28 protein-coding genes are annotated in these 24,819 nt (G+C 39.8%); 11 read left to right on the forward strand and 17 right to left on the reverse strand.

The window, feature by feature from the left end; genetic code table 11:
• From AACM45_RS19140 to AACM45_RS19170, 7 genes are all read left to right on the forward strand, one after another.
• The coding region (locus tag AACM45_RS19140; protein ID WP_339144701.1) for a hypothetical protein at window positions 1-922 on the forward strand (922 nt) is incomplete at its 5' end.
• 87 nt (window positions 923-1,009) lie between these two features.
• Window positions 1,010-2,974, forward strand: a complete 1,965-nt coding sequence (locus AACM45_RS19145) for an Ig-like domain-containing protein (protein ID WP_339144922.1) — start codon at window positions 1,010-1,012, stop codon at window positions 2,972-2,974.
• 37 nt (window positions 2,975-3,011) lie between these two features.
• Window positions 3,012-3,935, forward strand: a complete 924-nt coding sequence (locus AACM45_RS19150; protein ID WP_339144703.1) for a PorP/SprF family type IX secretion system membrane protein — start codon at window positions 3,012-3,014, stop codon at window positions 3,933-3,935.
• A gap of 73 nt (window positions 3,936-4,008) precedes the next feature.
• Window positions 4,009-4,536: an isopentenyl-diphosphate Delta-isomerase gene (gene idi, locus AACM45_RS19155; protein ID WP_339144705.1), complete on the forward strand. Its 528-nt coding sequence runs from the start codon at window positions 4,009-4,011 to the stop codon at window positions 4,534-4,536.
• The gene (locus AACM45_RS19160; RefSeq protein WP_339144707.1) at window positions 4,533-4,940 is read left to right on the forward strand and encodes a 6-pyruvoyl trahydropterin synthase family protein; all 408 of its coding nucleotides are present in this window, start codon (window positions 4,533-4,535) and stop codon (window positions 4,938-4,940) included. Before idi ends, AACM45_RS19160 begins: the two co-directional genes overlap by 4 nt.
• Window positions 4,941-4,951: 11 nt before the next feature.
• On the forward strand, window positions 4,952-5,920 hold the full coding sequence (locus AACM45_RS19165; protein ID WP_339144709.1) for a type I phosphomannose isomerase catalytic subunit: 969 nt from the start codon (window positions 4,952-4,954) through the stop codon (window positions 5,918-5,920).
• A 25-nt stretch (window positions 5,921-5,945) separates the two neighbouring features.
• Window positions 5,946-6,224: a hypothetical protein gene (locus tag AACM45_RS19170; RefSeq protein WP_339144711.1), complete on the forward strand. Its 279-nt coding sequence runs from the start codon at window positions 5,946-5,948 to the stop codon at window positions 6,222-6,224.
• Here AACM45_RS19170 and AACM45_RS19175 read toward each other — a convergent pair.
• The 9 genes from AACM45_RS19175 to AACM45_RS19215 all read right to left on the reverse strand — a co-directional run bounded on the left by AACM45_RS19175 (window position 6,217) and on the right by AACM45_RS19215 (window position 15,540).
• A complete protein-coding gene (locus tag AACM45_RS19175; RefSeq protein WP_339144713.1) occupies window positions 6,217-6,921 on the reverse strand; it encodes a DUF4369 domain-containing protein in 705 nt (234 codons plus the stop codon). The two genes, AACM45_RS19170 and AACM45_RS19175, sit on opposite strands and share 8 nt — an antisense overlap.
• A gap of 145 nt (window positions 6,922-7,066) precedes the next feature.
• Window positions 7,067-8,326 carry a DUF819 family protein gene (locus tag AACM45_RS19180; RefSeq protein WP_339144715.1) on the reverse strand — a complete coding sequence of 420 codons (1,260 nt, stop codon included), beginning with the start codon at window positions 8,324-8,326 and terminating at the stop codon, window positions 7,067-7,069.
• A 39-nt stretch (window positions 8,327-8,365) separates the two neighbouring features.
• On the reverse strand, window positions 8,366-10,561 hold the full coding sequence (locus AACM45_RS19185; RefSeq protein WP_339144717.1) for a DUF5916 domain-containing protein: 2,196 nt from the start codon (window positions 10,559-10,561) through the stop codon (window positions 8,366-8,368).
• A gap of 109 nt (window positions 10,562-10,670) precedes the next feature.
• On the reverse strand, window positions 10,671-12,869 hold the full coding sequence (locus AACM45_RS19190) for a DUF5916 domain-containing protein (RefSeq protein WP_339144719.1): 2,199 nt from the start codon (window positions 12,867-12,869) through the stop codon (window positions 10,671-10,673).
• A 65-nt stretch (window positions 12,870-12,934) separates the two neighbouring features.
• A complete protein-coding gene (locus tag AACM45_RS19195; protein WP_339144721.1) occupies window positions 12,935-13,108 on the reverse strand; it encodes an Arc family DNA-binding protein in 174 nt (57 codons plus the stop codon).
• Window positions 13,101-14,033 (reverse strand): alpha/beta hydrolase, encoded by a 933-nt coding sequence (locus AACM45_RS19200; protein ID WP_339144723.1) that lies wholly within the window; start codon window positions 14,031-14,033, stop codon window positions 13,101-13,103. Before AACM45_RS19200 ends, AACM45_RS19195 begins: the two co-directional genes overlap by 8 nt.
• On the reverse strand, window positions 14,030-14,188 hold the full coding sequence (locus AACM45_RS19205) for a DUF4177 domain-containing protein (protein WP_339144724.1): 159 nt from the start codon (window positions 14,186-14,188) through the stop codon (window positions 14,030-14,032). The genes AACM45_RS19200 and AACM45_RS19205 overlap by 4 nt, the downstream gene beginning before the upstream one ends.
• Window positions 14,175-14,675, reverse strand: a complete 501-nt coding sequence (locus AACM45_RS19210) for a hypothetical protein (protein WP_339144725.1) — start codon at window positions 14,673-14,675, stop codon at window positions 14,175-14,177. The genes AACM45_RS19205 and AACM45_RS19210 overlap by 14 nt, the downstream gene beginning before the upstream one ends.
• Before the next feature lie 4 nt (window positions 14,676-14,679).
• Complete coding sequence (locus AACM45_RS19215) at window positions 14,680-15,540, reverse strand: SPFH domain-containing protein (protein WP_339144727.1); 861 nt, start codon at window positions 15,538-15,540, stop codon at window positions 14,680-14,682.
• 145 nt (window positions 15,541-15,685) lie between these two features.
• Between AACM45_RS19215 and AACM45_RS19220 the strand changes: the two genes are divergently transcribed.
• On the forward strand, window positions 15,686-16,459 hold the full coding sequence (locus AACM45_RS19220; RefSeq protein WP_339144729.1) for a S1/P1 nuclease: 774 nt from the start codon (window positions 15,686-15,688) through the stop codon (window positions 16,457-16,459).
• 6 nt (window positions 16,460-16,465) lie between these two features.
• Here the strand turns inward: AACM45_RS19220 and AACM45_RS19225 are convergent, their stop codons facing one another.
• The 3 genes from AACM45_RS19225 to AACM45_RS19235 are packed head-to-tail and all read right to left on the reverse strand — an operon-like array spanning window position 16,466 to window position 18,278.
• Window positions 16,466-16,744, reverse strand: coding sequence for a TIGR03643 family protein (locus tag AACM45_RS19225; protein WP_339144731.1), 279 nt, complete (start codon window positions 16,742-16,744; stop codon window positions 16,466-16,468).
• 39 nt (window positions 16,745-16,783) lie between these two features.
• Window positions 16,784-17,386 (reverse strand): alpha-ketoglutarate-dependent dioxygenase AlkB family protein, encoded by a 603-nt coding sequence (locus AACM45_RS19230; protein ID WP_339144733.1) that lies wholly within the window; start codon window positions 17,384-17,386, stop codon window positions 16,784-16,786.
• 1 nt (window position 17,387) lies between these two features.
• Complete coding sequence (locus tag AACM45_RS19235; RefSeq protein ID WP_339144734.1) at window positions 17,388-18,278, reverse strand: AraC family transcriptional regulator; 891 nt, start codon at window positions 18,276-18,278, stop codon at window positions 17,388-17,390.
• Window positions 18,279-18,476: 198 nt separating this feature from the next.
• Here AACM45_RS19235 and AACM45_RS19240 point away from each other — a divergent pair, with 198 nt between their 5' ends.
• Window positions 18,477-18,848, forward strand: a complete 372-nt coding sequence (locus AACM45_RS19240) for a hypothetical protein (RefSeq protein WP_339144735.1) — start codon at window positions 18,477-18,479, stop codon at window positions 18,846-18,848.
• A 55-nt stretch (window positions 18,849-18,903) separates the two neighbouring features.
• Here AACM45_RS19240 and AACM45_RS19245 read toward each other — a convergent pair whose 3' ends face one another.
• Window positions 18,904-19,536 (reverse strand): MOSC domain-containing protein, encoded by a 633-nt coding sequence (locus AACM45_RS19245; RefSeq protein WP_339144737.1) that lies wholly within the window; start codon window positions 19,534-19,536, stop codon window positions 18,904-18,906.
• Window positions 19,537-19,602: 66 nt separating this feature from the next.
• Window positions 19,603-19,956 carry a DUF6249 domain-containing protein gene (locus tag AACM45_RS19250; RefSeq protein ID WP_339144738.1) on the reverse strand — a complete coding sequence of 118 codons (354 nt, stop codon included), beginning with the start codon at window positions 19,954-19,956 and terminating at the stop codon, window positions 19,603-19,605.
• A 136-nt stretch (window positions 19,957-20,092) separates the two neighbouring features.
• Between AACM45_RS19250 and AACM45_RS19255 the strand changes: the two genes are divergently transcribed.
• Both AACM45_RS19255 and AACM45_RS19260 read left to right on the forward strand, forming a co-directional pair.
• Window positions 20,093-20,671 (forward strand): RNA polymerase sigma factor, encoded by a 579-nt coding sequence (locus AACM45_RS19255; RefSeq protein WP_339144740.1) that lies wholly within the window; start codon window positions 20,093-20,095, stop codon window positions 20,669-20,671.
• A complete protein-coding gene (locus tag AACM45_RS19260) occupies window positions 20,664-21,062 on the forward strand; it encodes a hypothetical protein (protein ID WP_339144741.1) in 399 nt (132 codons plus the stop codon). The genes AACM45_RS19255 and AACM45_RS19260 overlap by 8 nt, the downstream gene beginning before the upstream one ends.
• Here AACM45_RS19260 and AACM45_RS19265 read toward each other — a convergent pair.
• The 3 genes from AACM45_RS19265 to htpG all read right to left on the reverse strand — a co-directional run bounded on the left by AACM45_RS19265 (window position 21,059) and on the right by htpG (window position 24,761).
• Complete coding sequence (locus AACM45_RS19265; RefSeq protein ID WP_339144742.1) at window positions 21,059-21,418, reverse strand: DoxX family protein; 360 nt, start codon at window positions 21,416-21,418, stop codon at window positions 21,059-21,061. The genes AACM45_RS19260 and AACM45_RS19265 overlap by 4 nt on opposite strands.
• 3 nt (window positions 21,419-21,421) lie before the next feature.
• The gene (locus tag AACM45_RS19270) at window positions 21,422-22,756 is read right to left on the reverse strand and encodes a hypothetical protein (protein WP_339144743.1); all 1,335 of its coding nucleotides are present in this window, start codon (window positions 22,754-22,756) and stop codon (window positions 21,422-21,424) included.
• 115 nt (window positions 22,757-22,871) lie between these two features.
• Window positions 22,872-24,761, reverse strand: a complete 1,890-nt coding sequence (htpG, locus tag AACM45_RS19275; RefSeq protein ID WP_339144744.1) for a molecular chaperone HtpG — start codon at window positions 24,759-24,761, stop codon at window positions 22,872-22,874.
• Window positions 24,762-24,819: the final 58 nt, after the last annotated feature.

The following is a 24,819-nucleotide window of genomic DNA, read 5'->3' on the forward strand; positions in this document are numbered from 1 at the left end:
CGATGCCAACAACGCATTGGACGTACGTACCAACGGTATCTATGCCACGGACACGGATGACCAGACGGCCGGGGAGGTAGCGGTAGCCGATGCCGGTGACAACTTCACTACGGACACGGTAGAGGCGGCATTGGCCGAACTTGCGGGAAGGACCGACAACGACACACAATATACCGCGGGCAACGGGTTGAACCTTGACGGTAGTAACGAGTTCACGGCGGTGGCGAGTCCCGATGCCAACAACGCACTGGACGTACGCGCCAACGGTATCTATGCCACGGACGACCAAAATGCTGGGGAGGTAACAGTAGCTGACGCCGGTGACAACTTCACAGTGGACACCGTTGAGGCGGCATTGGCCGAACTCGCGGGAAGAACCGATAACGACACACAATACACTGCTGGGAATGGATTGAACCTTGACGGCAGCAACGAGTTCACGGCGGTGGCGAGCCCCGATGCGAATAATGCATTGGACGTACGCGCCAACGGTATCTATGCCACCGATGACCAAGAGGGTACCGAGGTAAACCTTACGGCTCCTATAGATATTGATGGGGATACTACAATCGACTACACTACAGTTGAACAAGTGATTCAAGATGTAGCACCAGTAATACCGGCTATAAAAGCGGCTCGTGTTTTTTATCCACCTTCGATAGCAATAGATGCATCTGCAAATGGAACATTTACCATTAATCTATATGCCCAGTACATCGCCCAATTTGGATCTCCAGTAGCCAGTAGTGGCGGTACGATTCCCGTATACGCCGATGATGAATTAGATTATCACGTAACTTTTGCGGACCCAAGTGTATTTGGGGCTATGAGTATTTCTACCACGGGTGAATTGACGTATACGATAGTTGGTCAACCAGCGGATTATAATTCACTGATCAACGTAGTATTCGTAGTAAAATAATTCATTCAAAAAAGATCCCAAATCGATTTGAAAATCTCAATTACATATAAAAAACAAATTCTCAGCTTTATATTGCTATTGTTGGGAATGGTAGTATCGAATGCGCAGTTTTTACTCCAGGCTCCTGATGAAGGTGATGAAAGTAATTACCAGTGGTTTGAGGCTAGCGATACAAGTACTGTATTAAGCACGGATTCTTTTTACGAAGTTACCCAACCAGGTATTTACTTTGCTACCTATGACGGTACACTATGTGGTTCAAATGCGACCGGTTACTTTATTGTTACCAATTGTAATGCCCCAGATAATGAAGTTACCCTTGACATTACGGCGAATATTCCAGCATCTGGTACTGTTAGCTGGAATCCCAACTTGACGGGTGATCAATCCCAACCTACGGTAACGGCAACCCAAAATGTCGAACGTTATGTAGCTACAATCGTCAAGGCTGGTAATTCTAAACAGTTACCAAGATTTACCGTGGTTTGTTTAGATCAGGCGGCGAATCTGGTTGACGATTTTATTACCGTCAATGAAGATGAATCCATTGCCGTTCCAATTTTTGATAATGATACTGACTTACCGACATCCGGTACATTGACGACCACCGATCCTTCAAATGGTTCGGTAACGATTGATGACAATGGTACTCCCAATGATCCTACTGATGATATCATTACTTATACACCGAACCCTGATTACAATGGGCCTGATTCTTTTGACTACACGGTCTGTAACACTTCCGGTGATTGTAGTACGGCAACGGTGACCATTGAGGTGCTTCCAATTGTGGATGCTTTTGATGATTCAGTAACAACAGAACAAGATGTCGCAGTCGATATTGATGTTCTAGGGAATGATAATGATGTGCCGACAACAGGTTCTTTAATTGCAACTACTCCTTCAAATGGAACGGTAGTAATTAATGACAATGGTACACCGGATGATCCATCTGATGATTTTATAACCTACACACCTAATCCCGGATTTCAGGGAACGGACTCTTTTGACTATACCATTTGTGATGATTTGGGCAATTGCGACACGGCAACCGTTACCATCGTGGTAACCCCACCTATGGTATCTAATCTGGATGCTGATAATGATGGTATCATTGACAGTTTTGAAGATCTGAATGAAGATGGGGATAATGATCCTACGACAAATCCTACCGATACCGACGGTGACGGAATTCCTGATTATTTGGATATTGATAGTGATGGAGACGGAATTCCTGATAATATTGAAGCTCAGCCATCCGATGGATATGTACCACCTAGTGGTGTCGATTTGAATAACAACGGTCTTGATGATGCATATGAGGATAATGGTAATATCGGACTTATACCTGAAGATACCGATGGCGATGGATTACCTGATTATGTTGATGATGATAGTGACAATGATGGAGTGCCGGATGCTATCGAAGGACATGATTTTGACAACGATGGTATACCCGATGTCGTTGCGACGGGTTCTGATAAAGATAACGATGGACTTGACGATGGATATGAGGGCGATACGACTATCGATGATGATGTCAATGATGAGATAGATAATCCTTTAGATGATTTACCCGATACGGATGGAGATGGCATACCGGACTATAGGGATACTGACGACGATGACGATGGTATTGAAACTATAGATGAAGATTTGAATGAAGATGGTGATTTCGCTAATGATGATTCTGATAATGATGGTACGCCAAATTATTTAGATCCAGATTTAGGCCCAACCCAGGTCGATGAAATAGAGGTATTCAATGTGATCACCCCTAATGGTGATGGCATACATGATGTACTTCGAATCGCAAACATAGAAGATTACCCAAACAACACAGTTAAAATTTATAACAGATGGGGCGTACTGGTATATGTGACCAAGTCCTACAACTCCTCAGGTAATGTTTTTGATGGTACCTCTACAGGTAGGGTTACCGTAGATCAAGACAACAAATTGCCAGTAGGTACGTATTTCTATATCATAGATTTTGAGGATCTGAATGGAAGTATGAGACAATTATCGGGTTACATATACATAAACAGGTAAAAACATGACTGTGGTAAAAAGGAAATTAAAAATAGTGATGACACGATGTATCTTGATGGTAGGTCTATTTTTTTCTACTATCGTGGTAGCCCAACAAGACGCACAATATACCCAATATATGTACAATACGGTTAGTGTGAATCCTGCCTATGCTGGATCCCGTGGCCATTTAAGTATAGCAGGGTTATACCGCGCACAATGGGTAGGTCTTGACGGTGCACCTGAAACACAGACCCTGAATTTACATACACCATTGGGATACCGAGGTGTAGGTGTCGGACTGTCTTTCGTAAATGATATTATTGGCCCTACCTCAGAATCCAATATTGATTTGGATTTTTCGTACACCATTCAAACAGGCTTTGAAAGTAAGTTGAGTTTTGGGCTAAAAGCAAGTGCAAATTTGTTGGATGTGCGTTTTTCCGAATTAAATCAAGATACGGGGCAAGGTGCAGACCCTACCTTGCAGCAAAATATCGATAATAGGCTTTCACCTAATATTGGGGCAGGGGTATATTACCACACAGAGAATTTTTATGCCGGCCTCTCAATTCCTAGATTTTTAGAGACCGAGCATTTTGAGGAGTCTTCTTTATCAACGGCGACGGAACAAATGAATTGGTATTTCATAACAGGATATGTCTGGGATTTGAATGCTTTTCTAAAATTCAAACCGGCAATTTTGACCAAATTGGTACAAGGGGCACCGCTACAGGTAGATGTATCGGCCAACTTTTTATTCAATGAAAAGTTCATAGGTGGTATAGCCTACCGATGGGATGCAGCCTTTAGCGGATTGTTCGGTTTTCAAGTCTCCGATCAATTACTGATCGGTATTGCCTATGATAGGGAAATTACAGCGCTGGGTGCCACGACCTTCAACGACGGTTCTTTTGAAATCGTTCTGCGTTATGATTTCATAAGTGCCATTGGTAATTTGAAATCACCACGTTTCTTTTAGACTTTTTCAAAATCCCATTAATTTTAGTGCATACTTAGGCCAATGCTAGACAGAAGAATCCTATTTTTGGGCAATGGAAGAAAATGTGATCTTGGTAGATGAGAACAACGTTCAAATCGGTTTAATGCCAAAAATGGAAGCCCATGAAAAAGCAGTATTACATAGGGCTTTTTCAGTATTCATTATGAACAATAATGGAGAGACCATGCTGCAACAAAGAGCTGCTGATAAATACCATTCCCCTTTACTATGGACGAATACCTGTTGTAGCCACCAACGGGACGGGGAAAGCAATATTGAGGCAGGAAAACGCAGACTTCAAGAAGAGATGGGGTTTCAGGCTGATTTAAAGGAGTTATTTTCCTTTATATATAAAGCTCCTTTTGATAACGGACTTACAGAACATGAATATGACCATGTAATGCTTGGTTTTTATGAAGATGATCCCGATATCAACGAAAGTGAAGTCGCTGATTGGAAATGGATGAAACCATCTTCGATTAAAGAGGATATCCTAAAAAACCCCAATGAATACACCGAATGGTTTAAGATCATTTTTGAAAAATTTTATGAGCATTTAATTAAAGATGTCCCCCAATGAGAGTAAAGATCAGTAGAAAGGCGCACTTTAATGCGGCCCATCGGTTGTACCGACCTGACTGGAGTTTTGAAAAGAATGATGTCGTTTTCGGAAAATGTAATAATCCAAAGTTTCATGGACATAATTACGATTTGATCGTAAGTGTCACGGGCGAAATTGATCCTGAAACAGGCTACGTGATGGATATGAAACTACTTAAGGATTTGATCAAAAGCGAGGTAGAAGATGCCTTGGATCATAAGAACCTGAATCTTGATGTGCCTGAATTCAAAAACCTAAACCCGACGGCAGAGAACATTGCCGTAATCATATGGAAAAAGCTTCGACCCCATATCGTCGAAGAAAATAAACTAGAGGTGGTGCTGTATGAAACCCCCCGTAATTTTGTAACCTACTCCGGATAATTAAAGTTGGTATGAATTTATATCCCTTAAAATTCGATCCCATTTTAAAAGAACGTCTTTGGGGTGGAACAAAACTAAAGACTGTTCTAAACAAACCTATTAAAAGTGATATTACAGGAGAAAGCTGGGAGCTTTCCACAGTGAAAGGTGATATTTCAGTAGTTGCCAATGGTAGCTTAAGGGGTAGGTCCTTACAAGATCTAATAGAAGAAAATGCAGTTGCCTTGCTTGGTCAAGGCGTTGTAGATCGGTTTGGAAAGGAATTCCCCATTCTGATAAAATTTATTGACGCCAAGCAAGATTTATCCATTCAATTGCATCCTAACGATGCGTTGGCGAAAAAACGTCATAATTCTTTTGGAAAAACGGAGATGTGGTACGTAATGGATGCCAATCCTGGGGCACGTTTGATCGTAGGTTTTAATAGGGATGTTGAAAAGGAAGAATATAAAAAGAGCGTTGAGCAAGATACTTTACTGGATCTTTTAAATTATGAAATTGTTTCTGAAGGCGATACTTTCTTTATCAATACCGGTAAGATACATGCCATCGGTGCAGGGGTGTTGTTGGCCGAGATACAGCAAACGTCCGATATTACATATCGGGTCTTTGATTTCAATAGAAGGGACAAAAATGGCAAGCTACGGGAGCTTCATACAGAACAGGCCTTAGATGCTATTGATTATCGTAAAAAAGACGATTTTAGGGTTCATTACACGAAAACTGGTAATGAAGTAAATGAAATGGTGGATTGTCCTTATTTTAAAACGGATTATTTAGCGTTATCCAAAACGATAAGACAAGACCTGAAAAATCGCGATTCCTTCACTATTTTCATGTGTGTTGATGGGGGAGCCGTTATAGAAAATGATTGGGGTTCGATTACAATTAAAAAAGGGGAAACTACCTTGATAGCTGCTGATTCAACTTTTTTATCCATTCAAACGGAAGGAGTCAAGCTTTTGCAAGTAACAATTTAGTGCTATTTTTGATTAAAAGTATATTATGGCGAATATTCGTGATTTAAAGAAGGATATAAATTTTGTCTTAGGTGATATCATAGAGGCGGTATACCATTGGGAGGCAACATCCGGAAATAAAAACTCAGAAAAGGGCTCCGATCTTATCGACCAGGCTATTGCAGCATTTGATAGTTTGATGGATCAAGTAAATGCCAAAGTAGATGGCGATAAAAAGAAACACTTTAAATCAGTTCGAAAAGAATTGGAAGTAAAGGCGACCGAATTGGTAGAAAAATTAAACCAATTGGATAAATCTAATTAGATTTTACCTCATCTAGGTAAGCCGCTAATGCCAAGCCATATTTTGAATTGGAAACTTCGTCACTCAAACTATTGTGTATGGAATCCAAATATTTTGAATTCGTATTTGACGCCTCTGTCAAAGCCACATAAGGTGATACGGGTGAATCTGTATTGCTCAGGGCAAAGTTCAAGACATATAAAACCCTTCTGAGGGCATTTTTATCGGCCAAGTTGTTTATGGAGTCCATTGCCTCAGAACGACTGCGAATTTCTTCAGTAGTACTTAATTGCATAAGTGTTAACTCCTTTGTATTGAATTTTGAAAGTACTTCTTGAAATTCTTGAAATTTTTTATGGGACTCAGAACCCGCGATTTCCGCTTTTGTATCGAAGTTGTTCCAAGAAGTATTTATGGTGATATCGCCTTGTTCCCCAAAAAAGGTAATACGATCGTTGATGGTATTGTTGTCATCTTTCTTTAAATACAAATAAAACAATTCAGGACTTTTGATTTCATATTGAAAAGAAAAGTTACCGTTGCCCTTAATTTCAAGGGAATCAATAGTTGCCAAAGTAGAATCGTTGAGGTGTTGTAAGTATAGGGTTCCTTTTTTAAGGCCCGCAACATTACCCGATACATTCATTAGTGCCCCTTCTTTTTTTGAACATCCGATACCTACGAATACCAATATGAGAACAGAGAATAATTTCTTCATTTGTACACTTTAGAAGCGCAAATATCGAAAAATCTTATTTTTCAAAGCTTCTTTTTTGAAAAAGATATATGCTGATATTGATAATCCCAAACAAAAGACATAACCAACTCCAATTGATGGTAATTTCACCTTCTTACATCATCAATCACATGCTTGCAGCGACTTCCATTAGTAATGCGCACAGATAGGCTCCGCCGGTTCCTACAACATATCCAAAAACGGCCAGCAAAATACCTACTGAAGTAAGGGAAGGGTGAAATTCGGCCGCAACAACAGGTGCAGAAGCCGCGCCACCCACATTGGCCTGACTGCCAACAGCTAAAAAGAAGAAAGGGGCTTTTATAAGTTTTGCCACCAAAATCAATAATAAGGCATGTATGGTAATCCAGATAAGGCCAATTAAAATCAAGCCTGGGTTTTCAAATACGGTGCTTAGGTTCATTTTCATACCAATGGTGGCGACCAAAATATAGATAAATACCCCACCAATTTTACTGGCGCCCGCACCTTCATAATTTTTTGCCTTGGTAAAGGATAGCCCGATACCAAAAACGGTTGCAACGACCACCATCCAAAGAAATTTAGACCCGAGCGAAGAAAGTGCTTTTTCTTTATTTCGGATGATTTCAAAATTTGATTCTAAAAACCCAGCAATATGATGCCCGAAAAAATGGGCCAGACCTACACCTGCAAAAGCAAACAACAATAGCATCATAAAATCATGTAATGAAGTTACCCTGGCTATTTTTGCCGTGTGTTCAGAAACCTTGGCCTTCAGTTCTTCAATCGATGAAGTGTCCGCTTTGAACCATGCGTCGATTTTTTTGGTCTTTCCTACCCCTAAAAGGATAATGGCCATCCAGATATTGGCAACCACGATATCAATGAGTACCATACCGCCATATTTTTCTTGATTGAACTGAAAAACCTCTAACATAGCTGCCTGATTGGCACCGCCACCAATCCAACTGCCCGCAATTGTGGCCAAACCGCGCCAAACGGCGTCAAAGCCTGCCCCGCCCACAGTCTCTGGCGAGAATATGGAAACGATCAGTATGGCCAAGGGTCCGCCAATGATAATACCAATCGTGCCAGTCAAGAACATGATCAATGCTTTGGAGCCAAGATTGGCAATGGCCTTAAGATCAATACTCAAGGTCATTAATATCAGGGCTGCCGGCAGCAGATAACGACTGGCGATATAGTAGGTCTGTGAACCTTTTTCATCTATTATACCCGTACTGGCAAGTATTGACGGCAGCAAATAGCACATGAGCACTGTTGGTATAACGGCGTAAAACTTTTTCCAAAAACCTTTCTTGATTGACGAGGTGTAAAACACAAAGCCAAGGCAAAGGGCCAGAAGACCAAAAATAACGGTGTCTTCGGTAAAGGGTAAGTTCATTTGTAGTTGGTTTGTTTCAAATATAACAAAATCAATCTGCTAAATATTCAACCAATAGGTCAGTTTTAGATTGATAGAGCGACTGCGGGGGGCGAAGGAGTTTACAAAGTAATTGTCGTTGTAGACAAGAAAGAGGTCTGAAAGTGGGGCAAAACGCCATTGCAATCTTGAATTAAAACCAAGGTTGTCTCGTTGATTACTATATTGTATAAGGGTTGACCAGAATATCGATTTGTTGAACGTGATGTTGACCCGCGGACTTACCAACCAAATATTTGCACTTGGAAAAGGGTCAGGTAGTGTTATTTTATCATAGTTGAGGTCTAAAGACAAGAATACTTTGGGTTGTAACCGCAAACTCATACCCCCTTCTAATGAGAAGCGGGTACCGTTAAAAAAATCACCGTATTGAGGTTCAACCGAATAAGAAAATACTTTTCTGCGATCAGATTGGTATTCCACTCCGAAAGCGGTGTAGTAATACCCCACATCAGCGGGCAATTCCAACGCACCTTCGGTGCCGGTAGGGTCAAAGGAATCCGTTAAAAAAGTGAATCGATTGATCATTCGTAAAGAAACCTGCTGCTGTTCTTTAAATTCAGCACCCCATGCACTAAAAATAGAATAATCCGTTTTTTGATAGTCTAACGTGGGCCTCCATATGGCACTTGGAAAAAATTGAAAGCCATGGGTATTGATTTTACCTTTTTTAGGCCAAAAGTTGTATTCAATAAAAGGTCTTGCGGCAACAATATCGGTACGCCGAATAAAACCAAGGTCAGATCTAAAATCGTTACCGACATAATTACCCCTTAGCCCAAAATTGATGTTTCTGGAATTATATCTCAAATCCATACCACCTGAACTGTCATCTTCACCAATATCACGAGCAAATGATTTGTGATAGAAAAACTTGCCTACCCAAGTGTTGTCGGCGGAGGCCAAGTTATAGTCAAGGCCCAATACCCGGTTATAGCGGTCGTTTTCTTCTACAAAATCGTAATCTTTGAAGGTTTGTCGATTAACGAAAATGAAGCTAAGGTTAGACCGTGAGAACATTTTCTTTTGTAGCGCCAGTACCGTATTATTGTTACTGGCGATTTCATTGGGCATATCCTCTTCGGTCTGAAGGTTCAAAAAGCCAAGGCGCCAATCTTCATCCAATTTTCCGCTTAACCGCACTCCCCCTATGATGCCATTTTCAACGGTTTCCCCATCAATATCCTCGGCGATTCCGATTCTTCTTGAAAAAAATGGGTTGGCGTCCCTACTGCTTCCGAAGCTTGCGAACAGGTCGTTATTGTCGACAAAAAATTGCCTTCTTTCGGGTAGGGCTACTTCAAATCGGGTCAGGTTGGTGATGAAGTTGTCAACTTCAACAGTAGAGAAATCAGGGTTGACGGTTAAATCTAAATTTAGGCTATTACCCACTGAAATTTTGGCATCTCCACCAAAATTGAACGTATTCAGATTGTCATCTGTCTCAAAATCTTTGGCGCTCACCGTATTTATATAAGGTATTAGTGCCAATGGCGTCCGTGATTTACCGAGGCCTTTTTCAAAAACCATATCCCCCATAAATGCCAAATTGAAAATCAACTGGTTTTGTGGAATTTTCATCCATGTACTGGTTTCATTGGTCTGGGTATCAAATCGATAGCTATTCATGCGCCATTTGGTTTCCCCTTCGTTAAATTTAAAAGAGGTAAGGGGTATGGCCCATTCAGCGATATAGTAGCCATCATAAATTTTGGACTCTCCCCGCCATTTTACATCCCATGAGGTGGTGAAACCATCGGTGTTAAAACCACCACCGGAAATCAAGGCCTCCCTTCGTACGCCATAGGGATTCGACCCGAAAAGAAAGGCATTGGTTCCATCGTTGAACGTATCGAACATGATACTGATGTTATCATTGCCACCTGCTCGAAAGTCACGCTGTAAAGAAGGTACTACGTAGTCATTTCCCTCTGTAAAAACCTTGATGCCCAAATACAGATTGGTATCATCATAAAGCATTTTAATATCGGTCTGTTGCACTGCCAAGATGGAGTCGGAAGGAAAATATTGTTGAAAATCGTCGGCACTTTCTGCACTTTCCCAGATAGGCTCGTCCAAAATACCATCAATTTTGATTTCCGCTGAAATGAACTTGACCGTAAAGGATTTTTGCTGGACTTGGGCACTAATTTGGATAACAATGAAAAAGAATAGCCAAGGATAAATCTTTGCCATGGGTCGGTTTGAATTAGCGGCACAAATTTAAGCGTATAGTACGTTAAAAAAATGCCAAAAGCGTTTTATGGCTTTCTTGTTGATCAAAGAATGTCATTGACAACAAAACCTAAATGTTCAACCAATATGTTAGTTTGAGGTTGATCGAACGGCTTCTGGGCATAAACGAATTGACAAAATAGTTGTCGTTGTACACAATAAATAAGTCTGAAAGTGGTGCAAATCGCCATTGTAGACGACTGTTGATGCCCAGATTATCCCTTTGGTTACTGTACTGTACCAAGGTTGACCAAAACAGGGCTTTGTTAAAGGTAATGTTTACCCTAGGGCTGATCAGCCAAATGTCAGTACTTGAGAAGGGCTCGGGTAGACCTATATGATCGTATTGCATGTTTAGCCCTATTTCCATTTTGGGCTGAAACCTTAGGTTAAAACTGCTCTCGATGGAAAAACGGTTTCCGTTAAAAAACTCACCGTAGTTTGGTGCTATGCGATACGAAAAAAGTTTACGTTGATCAGAAGCAAAACGCATACCTATATTATTGAAATGATAACCTGTGTTCGCGGGTAAGGGCAAGGCGCCATCCTTTCCAGTAGGTTCAAATTCATCCGTTAAAAAAACAAACCGTTTTTCAAAAGCCAGTTGTACCTCTTCAAGGGTGTTGAATACTGCTCCAGCGCTTACCGAAAGGTTATAGTCAGAATACAAAAAGTCTAATCCTGGCCGCCAAGTTACCACGCTAAACACCTGCCCTTCATATCTATTTATCTTACCTTTTACGGGCCAGATTCGACCTTCAAGGATTTTGGCGACTTTAAAAATATCTTTTCTTCTTATAAACCCCAAGTCTGAGTTGAATTCTTCATCGATGGAAACCACATCTACGATTGCAGATAGGTTTCGCGTATTTTTTCCAAGATTGAAACCAAGCGAGTAATTGCCTTCTGAATCATCAGGTTGAAAGGATTTATGTGCGTACGCCTTGCCGATCCAGCTATTGTCTGCTGATGCCAAATTATAATCAATGCCAACTACTCGGTTGAATTCCTCATCTTCAGGAAGAAACCGTGCCGCATTGATCGCTTGTCTATTTATAAAAAAGAAGCCTACATTTGATCGAGAAAATACTTTCTGTTGCAAAGCCAGCATCATATTATTATTTGATGGTATCTCATTCCCCTCGTCTTCTTCGGTCTGTATATTCAAGAAACCAAGCCTTAAGTTATTGTTTAGCTTTCCACTTAATCGAGCACCTGCGATAATTCTGTTTTCAATAGTGTTGCCAGCAGTATCTTGGGCAATTCCAATGCGTCTTGAAAAAAATGGGTTAGCGTCCCTGCCACCTCCAAAACTGCCAAATAGATCATTATTGTCGACAAAGAACTGTCGTCTTTCAGGAAGCGCTACTTCAAAACGGGTGAGGTTAGTGATAAAGTTATCTACTTCTACTGTGGAGAAATCTGGATTGATGGTCAAATCAAGGTTCAGACTATTGCCTACAGCTATTTTGGCATCACCACCGACCCTGAAGCTATTGGCAGTCTCATTGTTTTCAAAGTCTTTGGAAGCGATGCCGTTTACGTAAGGTATAAGGGCCAATGGGGTTCGCGATTTGCCCAATCCTTTTTCAAACACCATGTCGCCCATAAAGGCCAAACTGAATATTGGCTGGTTTTGGGGTATTTTAGTCCATGTTGTACGTTCATTGGTCTGCATATCGAGGCGATAGCTATTAAAGCGCCATTTTTTAGTTCCTTCCTTAAACTTTAAAGAGGTCAGTGGAATCGCCATTTCGGCCACAAAATAATCCTCGTGTATCGTGGCATCCCCCCTCCATTTCACATCCCAAGATGTGGTAAAGTCCCCTCCATCAGAACCTCCATTGGCAATAAGTCCCTCTCGTCTTACCCCGAAAGGGTTGATGCCAAACAAAAATGCAGTAGTAGCATCGTTAAAAGTATCGAACACCAAGGTAATTTGATCAATACCACCACCCCTGAAATCACGCTGTAACGAACGGGTGTTGTAATTCGGCCCAGCGGCATTTCCCTTAATACCAATGAACAAGGTGGTACTGTTGTATACCATTTTGATTTGGGTCTGCCGTTCTGCCATTGTGGAGTCAGAAGGAAAGTACTGATGAAAGTCCTCTGGTCCTTCCGCTATCTGCCAAACAGCCTCATCTAAAATACCATCGGGTTGGATTTTCCCTTCAATATACTTTACGGTAAACGATTTTGGTGGTTCTTGACTTTTGCCAATATAAAATATAAGTAGAATGAATATGGCAATAATACCTTTGGGCATTCTGCAAATTTTGAATTGATTGCCCAAATTTAAGTCTTCACAATGTTAAAAAAATGTCAAAAACATTACTCTTTTCCAGTGTTTTTTTTCTTTGGTTCTCGTTTAGCTTCTTTCAAGCTTTTCATAAGCATCCATTCTATTTGACCGTTGGTACTTCTGAATTCGTCGTTCGCCCATTTTTCAATGGCCTTGAACATATCTTCGTTCAACCGCAATGCGAAGGCTTTTTTCTTACTCATTTGTTTTGATAAATTCTGAAATCACCTCTATTAAATCGGCTGAAATCGGAAAACTAGGGTCACTATACGACCTTTGATTTTCGGCATAATTAGTTACGGTCTTAAGTAAATGGTTCATTTTTTTGATGATGGATAATTTGGCGTCTGGTTTGCTTTTTGACAATAAATTCGCATCTTCAATGGTTATTTGTGAATCGGCATCACCGTTTATGATCAAGGTGGGTATATTCAGTTCCTTGATTTTTTCTGATGGATTTAATGAAGCCCAATCTTTAAGGTATTTTTGATTCATCGGCGCAAAGATCGAAAGAAGAAAAGGGTTGACGTTTTGAATGGTATCGGTCTCTTTCAATTCTTTGAAATATGCCGCCGCGACTTTTCCCATATCTTCATTTTGGGCAGTAAGTTGTCGAATCATTGTCTTGTCGATCGACGTTCCTGGCCCAGCCAAGGATATATAGCTATCGATGGCTTCAGATACCGCTAACATACCTACTAAAGAGCCTTGACTATGACCTATAAGGTGTAGGGAGGCAAAACGGGTATCCTTGGAAAACTTTTGAATAGCAATATCGGCATCATTGGCCAAATCACCTATTCGAAAGGTTTCCATTTTGAAGTGGTTTAGGTTCTCCACTGTTGCGGAACGCTTATCATAGCGATAGAAAGCGATACCATGCGAATTTAGGCTATCTGCCAGCTGTTTGATATGATCTGATTTCACCAAGTTGCCCTGGTTACCGTCTCGGTCGCCATTACCCGAACCATGTATAAAAATCGCCAATGGTAATTTTCCACTTAGTTTAGGATAGCTAAGGGTTCCCGGTAGGTAAATACTATCGTTATAAAGGTGGAGGTTCTCAGATACGATTTCTTGTGCAAAGCACATTTGGGCACACAAAATAAAATATAAAAACTTTTTCATCTGTTCTTGTCCCTTTCAAATACGATACTGGTAGCATTCTCGTAAATGTGGACGGCGCGCCATCCTTGCTTTGCGTATTCGTTTAAAGTATCTTCCAACCTCTCGGTATTTCCGGTTAATCCCATTTTCCATTTAACCACTTTATACTCTTTCATTCTCAAAATATTTTTGAATTACCAATCGCGCTTCTTGGGGTTTCTGTGTACCCAAAAGTAATTTTTTCCCATTTTTCAATTTTAATTGAATTCCTTGATTTCCTTTCACATTGAGTGCGCGTCCACCGCCTAAACCAAGTCGATAACCCCATCCCCCATATTCACTTAAAGGCTTGTATTGTCCAACATAGGCTCTTTCCAAATCATTCCAGGATATTCTTTTAGAACTTGTTTGAAACGGAAACAATTGATAGGTTATTCCGTTTTTATCAATTACGGTGGTCAAATGGCATATGGCCACAAAGATGTAAACAAGGCTCATGGTGGTCAATCCAATCCAAAATCCATTATCCAAATCCACAATGGAAAATGTTTCGCCGGCAATGATTCTTTTAAGGGGCTTGAAGAGCATAAAAGCCAAGGGAATGGTCATTAGAAACCATAGCCACCATTGGGTAAACCGTTGTCTTTCTTCAAAAATCCCCATAGGTTCAATGATTTAAGGTTCCGGTATTTAAAACGGGTGCCGCATCTTTATCTGAACATAGTACGACCATTAAGTTGCTGACCATAGCTGCTTTTCGTTCTTCATCTAGATCTACGATTTCTTTTCCCCCTAGTTCTTCCAAGGCCATCTCGACCATGCTGACGGCCCCTTCCACGATTTTGTGACGTGCCGCGACAATAGCGGTAGCTTGCTGTCGTTTCAACATTGCATTGGCAATTTCTTGCGCGTAGGCCAAATACCCTATACGGGCTTCCAATACTTCAATACCAGCCATCTCAAGCCGGTCTTGGATTTCTTTCTCTAATGCCTCGCTGACTTCGTTGACACTTGACCGTAACGTGATATCTTCTTCAATACCTTCATCCGCAAAATTATCATAAGGATACATACTTGCTAGTTTTCGAACCGCAGCATCGGTCTGTACACGGACAAAATTCTTATAGTCGTCAACATCAAAAGCTGCTTTGTACGTATCGGTTACCCGCCAGACCAATATGGTGCTGATCATTATCGGATTACCGAGTTTGTCATTGACCTTTAATCGTTCACTGTCGAAATTACTCGCACGCAGTGAAATTTTCTTTTTAGAATACAATGGATTGACCCAGAACAGACCGTTCTTTTTGATGGTGCCTACATATTTGCCAAATAGTAGCAGTACCCGTGAACTGTTCGGGTTGACCAAGACCAAGCCAAATGCGGCTATTAGGCCTAAAAAAATCAAAAATGCGAACCAAGCTGATCCCGTGTTTATCAATGCCGTAATACCCCCGAAGAAGAGTAACGCGCATATGAATAGCATAAAGTAACCGTTTAAGGGTGTTATTATTTTCTCGTTTGTCATGATGTGATTGATTAAGTGATATTAAAATGATATCATAAATATATTGAATTAGTTTCATTCTACCAAATAATGGTTAAACCTGCATTATTCAATTGGATTTCGATTTGAAAGGATATAGATTGTACATTTATCAAAAAAATCAATCATGCGCTTTCTTGCACTATTCCTTTTTTTTGTCACCATCACTTGTAATGCCAATACATTGTGGTCTAAAACGGGTCATCGCGTGACCGGTCATATCGCACAGAAACATTTATCTCGAAAGGCCAAAAAGGCCGTAGCCAATTTGTTGGATGGGCATAGCCTCGCTTTTGCCTCTACTTTTGCAGATGAGATCAAAGCGGATCGAAGCTTTTCTAAATATTCAGCATGGCATTACGTAAACTACCCCATGAACATGCGGTACGAAGACTCAGAAAAGAGCGAATATGGTGATGTCGTCATGGGCATCGAAAAATGTAAGGCCGTACTTCAAGATGAAAATAGCACCCATAAAGACAAGGTGTTCCATTTAAAGTTATTGATTCATCTTATTGGAGACCTTCACCAACCCATGCATGTGGGCAGGGGATCCGATAGGGGAGGAAACGATATTCAATTGCAATGGTTTGACGAGGGAACAAACCTTCACCGTTTGTGGGATTCGAACCTAATCAACGCATATGGAATGACCTACTACGAGTTGGGTGATGAGTTAGTGCAAAGTGTGACCAAAAAGGAAAAGAGAACCATTCAGGCTGGTACACTTTATGATTGGGTACATGAATCACATGTACTGGCAGCCGAAGTATATCAATCTGTTGAGGTTGGCGAAAAACTACGCTATCAGTATGCCTATACCTACAATGACCTTCTATTTGAACAACTTCAAAAGGGAGGGTTTCGGTTGGCAAAAGTGTTGAATGAAATTTTTGGTTGACCTACCTTATCGTTTAGAAACCTTATTTCCTGATATATGGCGTTGTCGAGTGCATTTAAAACGATTTACCCCATCCCCCCTCAATCTAGCATGCTTGGTAGTTCGACCTTGTACCCGTTTGCGCCACATTCTGAAACTACTTGGTTTCATCTCACGTCGCATGATTTCGATGGTTTCCTGCTCTGAGATTCCGAATTGGAAGGTGATGGCCTCAAAAGGGGTTCGGTCTTCCCAGGCCATTTCGATTATTCTGTCCAATTCCCTTTCCGTAAACTCTTTTTTCATAGCCTTACAAAAATAGCACTATTTGCCATATTTCGAACATCAAGACTTTTTGATAACCCTAAATGTCAAGTTGATTCTTTCGCCGATCGATTTGGCGGTCTTCGGGATCTGGTGCTGCCAATGGTGTTGGGTAGCCCCCCGCATTAAGAGTAAACTACCATGTTCAAGAACCATTTTATGTTTCAGTGTTTTATCTTTTTTATGTCGTAAATGAAAAGAACGCTCTTGACCCAAGGTGATAGATGCAATAACGGGATCTTGCCCAAGTTCCTTTTCGTCATCGGAATGCCATCCGTTACTATCTTTACCGTCACGATATAGGTTTAACAGGCATGTGGTAAATTCTATGCCGCAGACTTTTTCTATGTCCAATTTTATTTCAGCCAACGCCGCTGTGAATTTGTGGGGTCTCATAACGATATTGGAATAGGTATAGGTTTGCCCATCACTACCAAACAAGGCGGTCAATCTAGGTTGGGCGTAGGTTTTTCCGAATACCGTGATATTGTCTTGCTGCCAAGGAACCTCATTTTTAAGTTTTTGAAAATAATGATCCGCCTTGCTTTCATCAATGAAGCTAGGATAATAACTAATATCCGCCTCTGGCAGGTTCAAGCTTACGTTATCTTCAAACAGCCTCATCTTATCTTAAAACCGCTTTTAGTTGATTGCGATATTCAGACGGATTTTGGCCCGTAAAAACCTTGAAGGATTTATTGAAGTGCGAAAAATTATTGAAGCCACTCTCAAAACATACTTCGGTAATGCTCATGGTCTGCTCGGCCAAAAGTTTTGAGGCATGCACCAAACGGTACTCATTTACGAACTGTACGAAAGTCTTATTGGTGATTTTTTTGAAATAGCGGCTAAATGATGGCACTGTCATACTTACCAGATCGGCTATTTCATCAAGACTGATATGTTCTTTGAAATTTGTCTTGACAAAATTAAAGACGACATTAATACGGTCGTTGTCCTTTATTTCGGTCTGTATTGAAAAACCCTCGGCATTCAGTACCTTGAATTCATCTGAGGCACTCAACTCATTCAAGATATTCAATATGGATAAGAGTCGCTGAAAATCGGTCTGATATTCTAAAACTTCCATTTTTTCACCAACCTTTTTCTTTGTCTTGCCCCCAAACGCAACACCGCCCTTGGCAATATCAAATAGTTTTTGGATGTTCTTCATTTCAGGAATCTCAAAAAAATCATTTCCAAGAAAATCCGGTTTCATTTGTATGACCGTTTCACTTTTATTGCCTGTTAGCCTATCCGTAAAACCACAATGGGGCAAGTTAGAACCAATTAAAATCAAATCACCATCCCCAAAATAGGAAACGTGACTTCCTATTTGCCTTTTGCCGGTTCCACCATTGATATAAACAAGTTCAAGTTCAGGATGGTAATGCCATGAAGTAAACTTGTTTTCATTGCCTTCCTCATATTTTTTATAGGTGAAAGAATGTCCAAAATTTGGAGCGATCGATTCAAATTTTGGTTTCTGTTTATGTAGTGCTATTGTCTTTTCCATATCGTAAAATTATACCTAACCAAAACAGGGATTCTATGCAAAATTACCTAAAATATATGCTATTTTAACTTTTAAGGATATTTAACATAGTATTTATGGTAAAATAGCATAGATATTGGAAAATTCTGTAGTAGTATCGACGCTGCACATGGTGGTATGTTTGTAGCGTAATTTATTTACGAATCTAAAACGAGTGTTATGACATCAATTTTGAAAAACACATTAGTAGCGGCCTTCATGTTTACTACAGTAGTAAGTTTGGCCAACGGACCTAAAGGTACTTTTGATAAAAAGGCCTTAGAGGTGGAAAAAAACTTGATCAGTGTGGAGCTAGATCCAGTTTTTAAGAAAAAAGGACAGCGATTATTTGTTAACCTCTTGAACTTAGATCAAGAAAAAGTGACAATTAAAGTTATCGATAGCGAAGGAAGAATAGTTTTTAAAGAAGTTATCGAAGGTGATGTAGTAGTGGAAAAAGCATTCAATTTTGAAAAAGCTTTCGAAGGCAACTACACGGTCGTTGTGGTTGACAACAACGAGACTTTCAAAGAAAAGGTTGAAGTTAAGTAGTTAAGTTTATAGTTAATTTATGTCAAAAGACCCTGTCGTTTTCGACAGGGTTTTTTTATAAAAATTTTTGTAATTTTTTTCTTTTTGACAGCGGTAACGCATCGTTGGACAGTGCCAGGTCTAAAATAGCTTTATTTTTTTCTTTGCTGTACAACAATTCATAAAACGCTTTAACGGTCAATGCATTATCGGATGCTTCTACCAAAACCAACGAATCGGTTTTTTTGACCGTACCTTCCTCAAGAATTTTGATGTAAGTGCCCGGATGGGCATGTGCTATAAATTCCTTTAAAATGTTTTGGGTACCAAAGCGAATACCCAGTTTAAAACAAGGCTCCCTTGGCTGGGTGATTTGCACAAGGGCAGTACCTATTTTATAAATACTGCCGATTCTGATATTTGCTTCATCGAGACCCTGTACGGTCAAGTTTTCGCCGAACATACCCCAGTTCCATTGCAAATTCGGATACTTTCCCTTCCAATACGGGTAATTATCCGCTGCAAAAAGGTAACAAGCCTTGTATTCACCTCCATGATGTTTTCGGTCTATAACGGTATCATTGACCACATCTTCTTTTTTTAAGAACAAAGGAGTTACAGTCGGATACTTGTAGATGCCTGTCTGAATAATTTTACCATTCCATTTTACATTGGTAGGTCTTCCAATATTGGTTGCTATTACTTTCATCATTATGAAGATAAAAAAACCATCGCTGAAAGGCGATGGTTCGAATAAAAAAATATGGGTTGTCGGTTATTCTTGTTTTTCCATTTTTTTTGTTACGCTGAATCCTACCAGCAGTCCGATACCTGCCATAGTGATGATCGTGCCAGGGTAAGCAACCTCTTCATAGACATTCAATATTTCGACCATTGCCGCAGCAGTGAATATGGCCAACCCGACACCAATAAGCAGAATTGCAAAGTTGATTAGAAAAATTTTCCAGGTGGCGAGACCATGTCCATTTTTGGTTTTTACAAAAATATTGGCATCGACCCCTTTTTCTATTAGTGCCAACCGCTCTTTATTTCGTGTTGAATAGAATAAATAGGTGATTGCGAATACCATTAAAAAAAAACTGATTGGGATTAAAATTCCTGCTGCCATGTTGTGATTGTTTTTTAATTGATTAATAAACTCGTTTTCCCTTATGACGACAATTTTCAAATTTAGGTTACAATGAGGATTGTTTTTTTTTAAATTTATGTAACCTCCATGGTCTTATTACCGTCTTATGATTTAAATGGAGCCAAATACCGACCAACCAAATATTGAGGCTATTTTAAATGGCGACTCACGAGAGTTTGCAAAAATTGTGGATGCCTATAAAAATTTGGTCTTCACAGTGGCCTTGCGAATGGTGAAGAATGCAGAGGAAGCTGAAGAGGTTGCTCAAGACACCTTTGTAAAGGTATACCGGTCATTGGCAAAGTTTAAGGGAGATTCCAAGTTTTCAACCTGGATTTACCGTATTGCCTACAATACCTGTTTGGATCGTATTAAAAAGCATAAAAAAGAAACACATCACATTGCTATCGACGAGATAGAAGGGTTTGAAATCAAACATATGGACAATGCACTTCACCACCTTATTGATAAAGAAAAATCAAAGCTGGTCAAAAAGTGTGTTGAAAGATTGGCACCAAAAGACGCTGCTTTGATTACCTTTTTCTATTTTGAAGATAAAAACCTTGCTGAACTTGCATTGGTAATGGACTTGACTGAGAATAATGTAAAGGTGGCCTTGTTCAGGGCACGAAAACGTTTGGCGAAAGTATTAAAAGAACAGTTAAATTCTGAAACGATATACAATTATGAATGATCAAGAAGAATTAAATCAGCTGATGGATCGGTTTATGAACGATGATAAACTGGAAACGCCTCCACTGGATTTCACCGATAAAGTAATGACTGCGGTTCATACGGTACAGCGTCGTAAGATCGTGTATCGACCTTTAGTGCCAAAATATGTGATGATCATTGTTTTACTGTGTGTTGTCACTTTCACCGTGGTGGGAATTGCTTACGGTGACATGACTCTTGATATATCGCAATACCTATCGGGATTACAAGATGTTAATTTATGGTTTACCAACTTTTTTCATAGTGTAAAAATCTCAAATACATTGTCTTACACCATCGTTCTTACAGGTCTAATGGTCTGTATTCAAGTATTTTTTCTCAAAAAACATTTTGATAAGCGGTTTATTTAGAATTGCAAGTACCAGTAGGCCCAGTAGATGAGTCCGAATTGCAATGGTAGTCGCACTATTAAAATCCATTTTGGAATTCCCGCTCCTGCTTTTTTGCCTGATAGCATGTGAACATGGACTATTAGAAAAACGACCAACATCAAGATGATGCCCCAAATAGAAATAGCCTTAGTTGGAGCAAAACAAAGCCCCAAACCCAAAATGATTTCTACGATACCACTCCAAAAAACTAATTCTTTGGGATGGGGTAAATACCGGGGCATAATTCGCAAATAGGCTTTTGGTTTTATAAAATGCATTATGCCCGCAATAATGTACATACCTGCCATGAGGTATAAATGCCATGGATACTGCATAGTTTATTCCTTAAAATACCAAAAAGGGACTTGGGCCTCAAGCAGCTTTTGAATTGTGTCCTTATGTTTGCGAATTCTATTTAAATGCAGCACGTGTAGCCCTTCGGTAATGTCTCGAATGCCCAGGTTTGTCTCAAAACCAAGTTGTCCGGTATTATTTGTGGTTACGATGAAATCTGAATCCATCTCCAAGGTGTCGATCTTAAAATAGTATGTTTCATTGAATATTTGCAAATACCTCTTTCTTAAACTATCACGTTGCGCCTTGGTCTTCCATTCATCTTGCCAGCTGGTGCCAAACTGAATTCCAGAAGAAAGCCCCCTACGGTCGTTTTTAGGTGTTAGGGTTGAATCGTAGGCGAAGATACGATCTTCCAAATTTTCACGAAACGGAATAAAGATGGGTAAATAGGGTGTTCGTATGATTTTTGATGGGATGACCATCTCACCCGGATAATCGCCTTCTTCCGTCATTAAATCCAGATAGTTTTCCTTATTGGCGAATTGTGATGAGGAATTTCGCTCCTTATTTAGAAAATTAGACTTTTCATATTCCAGTGAGGCGATTATCAATATTAATATATAGATAGGGGTCAACAATAAAATCAGCCTTTTACCAAATTTATTATCCAAAAAATTATAGACCAATGGCCTATATAAAAAGGACAGGGTCAAAAAACTGAATACCCAATAAATGGGAAAATAAAGCTTGGCTATGATCCTATTTCTTTTTAATAGGCCCTGGGTGATAAAGTCAAAGAATGTCAAAAACATTCCGATGGCCAAGAATACCATAAGTGTTATTCCAAACCCGTTTGAAATCCAATTCGGTAGATCATCATTATCAATGATGAATGTTGCTATCAGAACGAATGCTATGATGACCACCGTTAAGGCCAGAACATAAAAAATCAACAGAAAGGAGACCGCGAATAAGATGCTACAATAATTCTCTAGGCTACCAATGTACCTGTCGAATGAAACGATTCTCTTACTAAGGTATTTTTTAAATCGGTCGGCATATTTCAGTTTTTCAAATTCGATATCACCAGAAACATACCTAAGCCCCAGAGCACCGATCCATAAACCCCTTAAGATGACATGCAGTAGTAGGTTGAAAAGTAAGATGGAACAAGCGGTCAGGGCCAAAAAGTAAATAACAAACCCATAGACTTGTTGTTCGTTACTGGCATTGACCATTTCAATTTTGATGGGCTCATAAGCCGTAAAAAGACCAAAAATCGCAAACCCCGAAATCAATAATTCCAATTCCCAACTTTGCTGTTGTAGGGAATCCAATAACTTTTTAAAAGAGGGGCTTTTATAATCGTTGTTCATTAGTTTGGTTTAGTTGCTTTCAAGATAAAGCTTTTACATAAAAAAACCGCCCTAATTCGAAAAGGGCGGTTCTATTATGAAAACCTTTTTTGGTTTTAAGATTACCGGGTCATTATTATTTTATCATATCGTAACTACGGCTGATAAAATTGGTCAATTCCTCACCCTTCAACAACCCTTTAGACAAGCGTGCCAAATCCAAGGATTGATTGATCAACCGTTCCCGCTTTTTGGCCGTTTTGGTATTTAGGATCTCACCGACCAATTCGTGGTTCGTGTTTACGATAAGGTTGAACATATCTGGCATGTTGCCCATGCCAAACATACCGCCGCCACCTGTCTGCTGCATGTCTTTCATACGTCTCATAAATTCGGGCTCCGTTATGATAAAGGGCTGTGCAGAACTATCCATTGCTTCCAACTGAATGGTATAACCGCTTTGTTCACCAATGACCTTTTCCAAATCACCTTTTAGTTTTTCTTTTTCCTCATCAGACAATTTAGAAATGGCCGTATCTTCTTTTTTAATAAGGTTGTCAACATGATCTGCATCGACACGGGCAAATGAAATCTTCTCTTTCGAAGTCTCTAATTTTTGCATTAGATGCGGTACAATGGGCGAGTCAAGTAATAATACCTCGTAACCTTTGGCCTTTGCCGCTTCAATATAACTATGTTGCGATTCTTTATCAGAGGTATAAAGAATGACCAATTTTTCATCTTTATCGGTCTGGTTGTCCTTTATTTTTTCTTGTAACTCTTCAAAAGTTAAATAAGATCCATCAACGGTTGGGAAGAGTGCGAATTTTTCGGCCTTTTCAAAGAATTTGTCCTCAGAAAGCATACCGTACTCTATCACCACTTTGATATCATTCCATTTTTGCTCGAAGTCTTCACGATTGTTTTTGAACAAAGAGTTCAATTTGTCTGCCACCTTTTTGGTGATATACGAAGAAATCTTTTTTACGGCACCATCGGCTTGTAGATAAGAGCGCGAAACGTTCAACGGAATATCAGGTGAATCTATGACACCACGTAGCATGGTCAAAAATTCAGGTACTATACCCTCAACATTATCGGTTACGAAAACCTGGTTTTGATAAAGTTGTATTTTATCCTTCTGAATATTCATATCATTGGTCAACTTAGGGAAATAAAGTATTCCCGTTAAGTTGAAAGGATAATCCACATTCAAATGAATATTAAATAAGGGTTCTTCAAATTGCATTGGGTACAACTCCCTATAGAAACCTTTATAATCTTCTTCTTTTAAATCTGCCGGCTTTTTGGTCCACGCGGGATTAGGGTTGTTGATGATATTATCAACCTCTTGGGTTGGTGCGGGATCTTCTTCTTTCGCACCTTCTGGTTTTGGAAGTGTTTCCGTTTTAGTACCGAACTTAATCGGAATGGGCATGAACTTATTGTATTTAGACAACAAGGTATTGATTCTTGACTCTTCTAAAAACTCCGTCGAATCTTCGGCGATGTGCAATACGATTTCAGTTCCCCTTTCGGTTTTATCGGTCTCTTTTAAATCAAATTCGGGTGAGCCGTCACAGGTCCAATGTACCGCAGTCTCGTCTTTAAAACTTTTGGTGATGATCTCTACCTTCTCTGCGACCATAAAGGCCGAATAAAAACCAAGGCCAAAATGCCCAATAATACCAGCATCTTTTCCGGCATCTTTATATTTGTCCAAGAATTCCTCAGCACCGGAAAAAGCTACCTCATTGATGTACTTTTTGACTTCTTCCTCTGTCATACCGACACCTTGGTCAATAATATGGATCTTCTTGTTATCCTTATCAACTTTTATTTCGATAATGGGATTGCCATATTCCACCTTTGCCTCCCCAATTGCGCTAAGGTGTTTTAATTTCAACGTGGCATCCGTAGCGTTTGAAATTAATTCACGTAAAAAGATCTCATGATCACTATATAAAAACTTTTTTATCAAGGGAAAAATGTTCTCTACTGAAACATTGATTTTACCTGTAGCCATAATCCAATTTTATTTTATGTTGTATTTGAAACTTCACATTTTACTAATCACCCTGATA

It is taken from the genome of Croceitalea sp. MTPC5 (assembly GCF_036985505.1).
Taxonomy (GTDB): Bacteria; Bacteroidota; Bacteroidia; order Flavobacteriales; family Flavobacteriaceae; genus Croceitalea.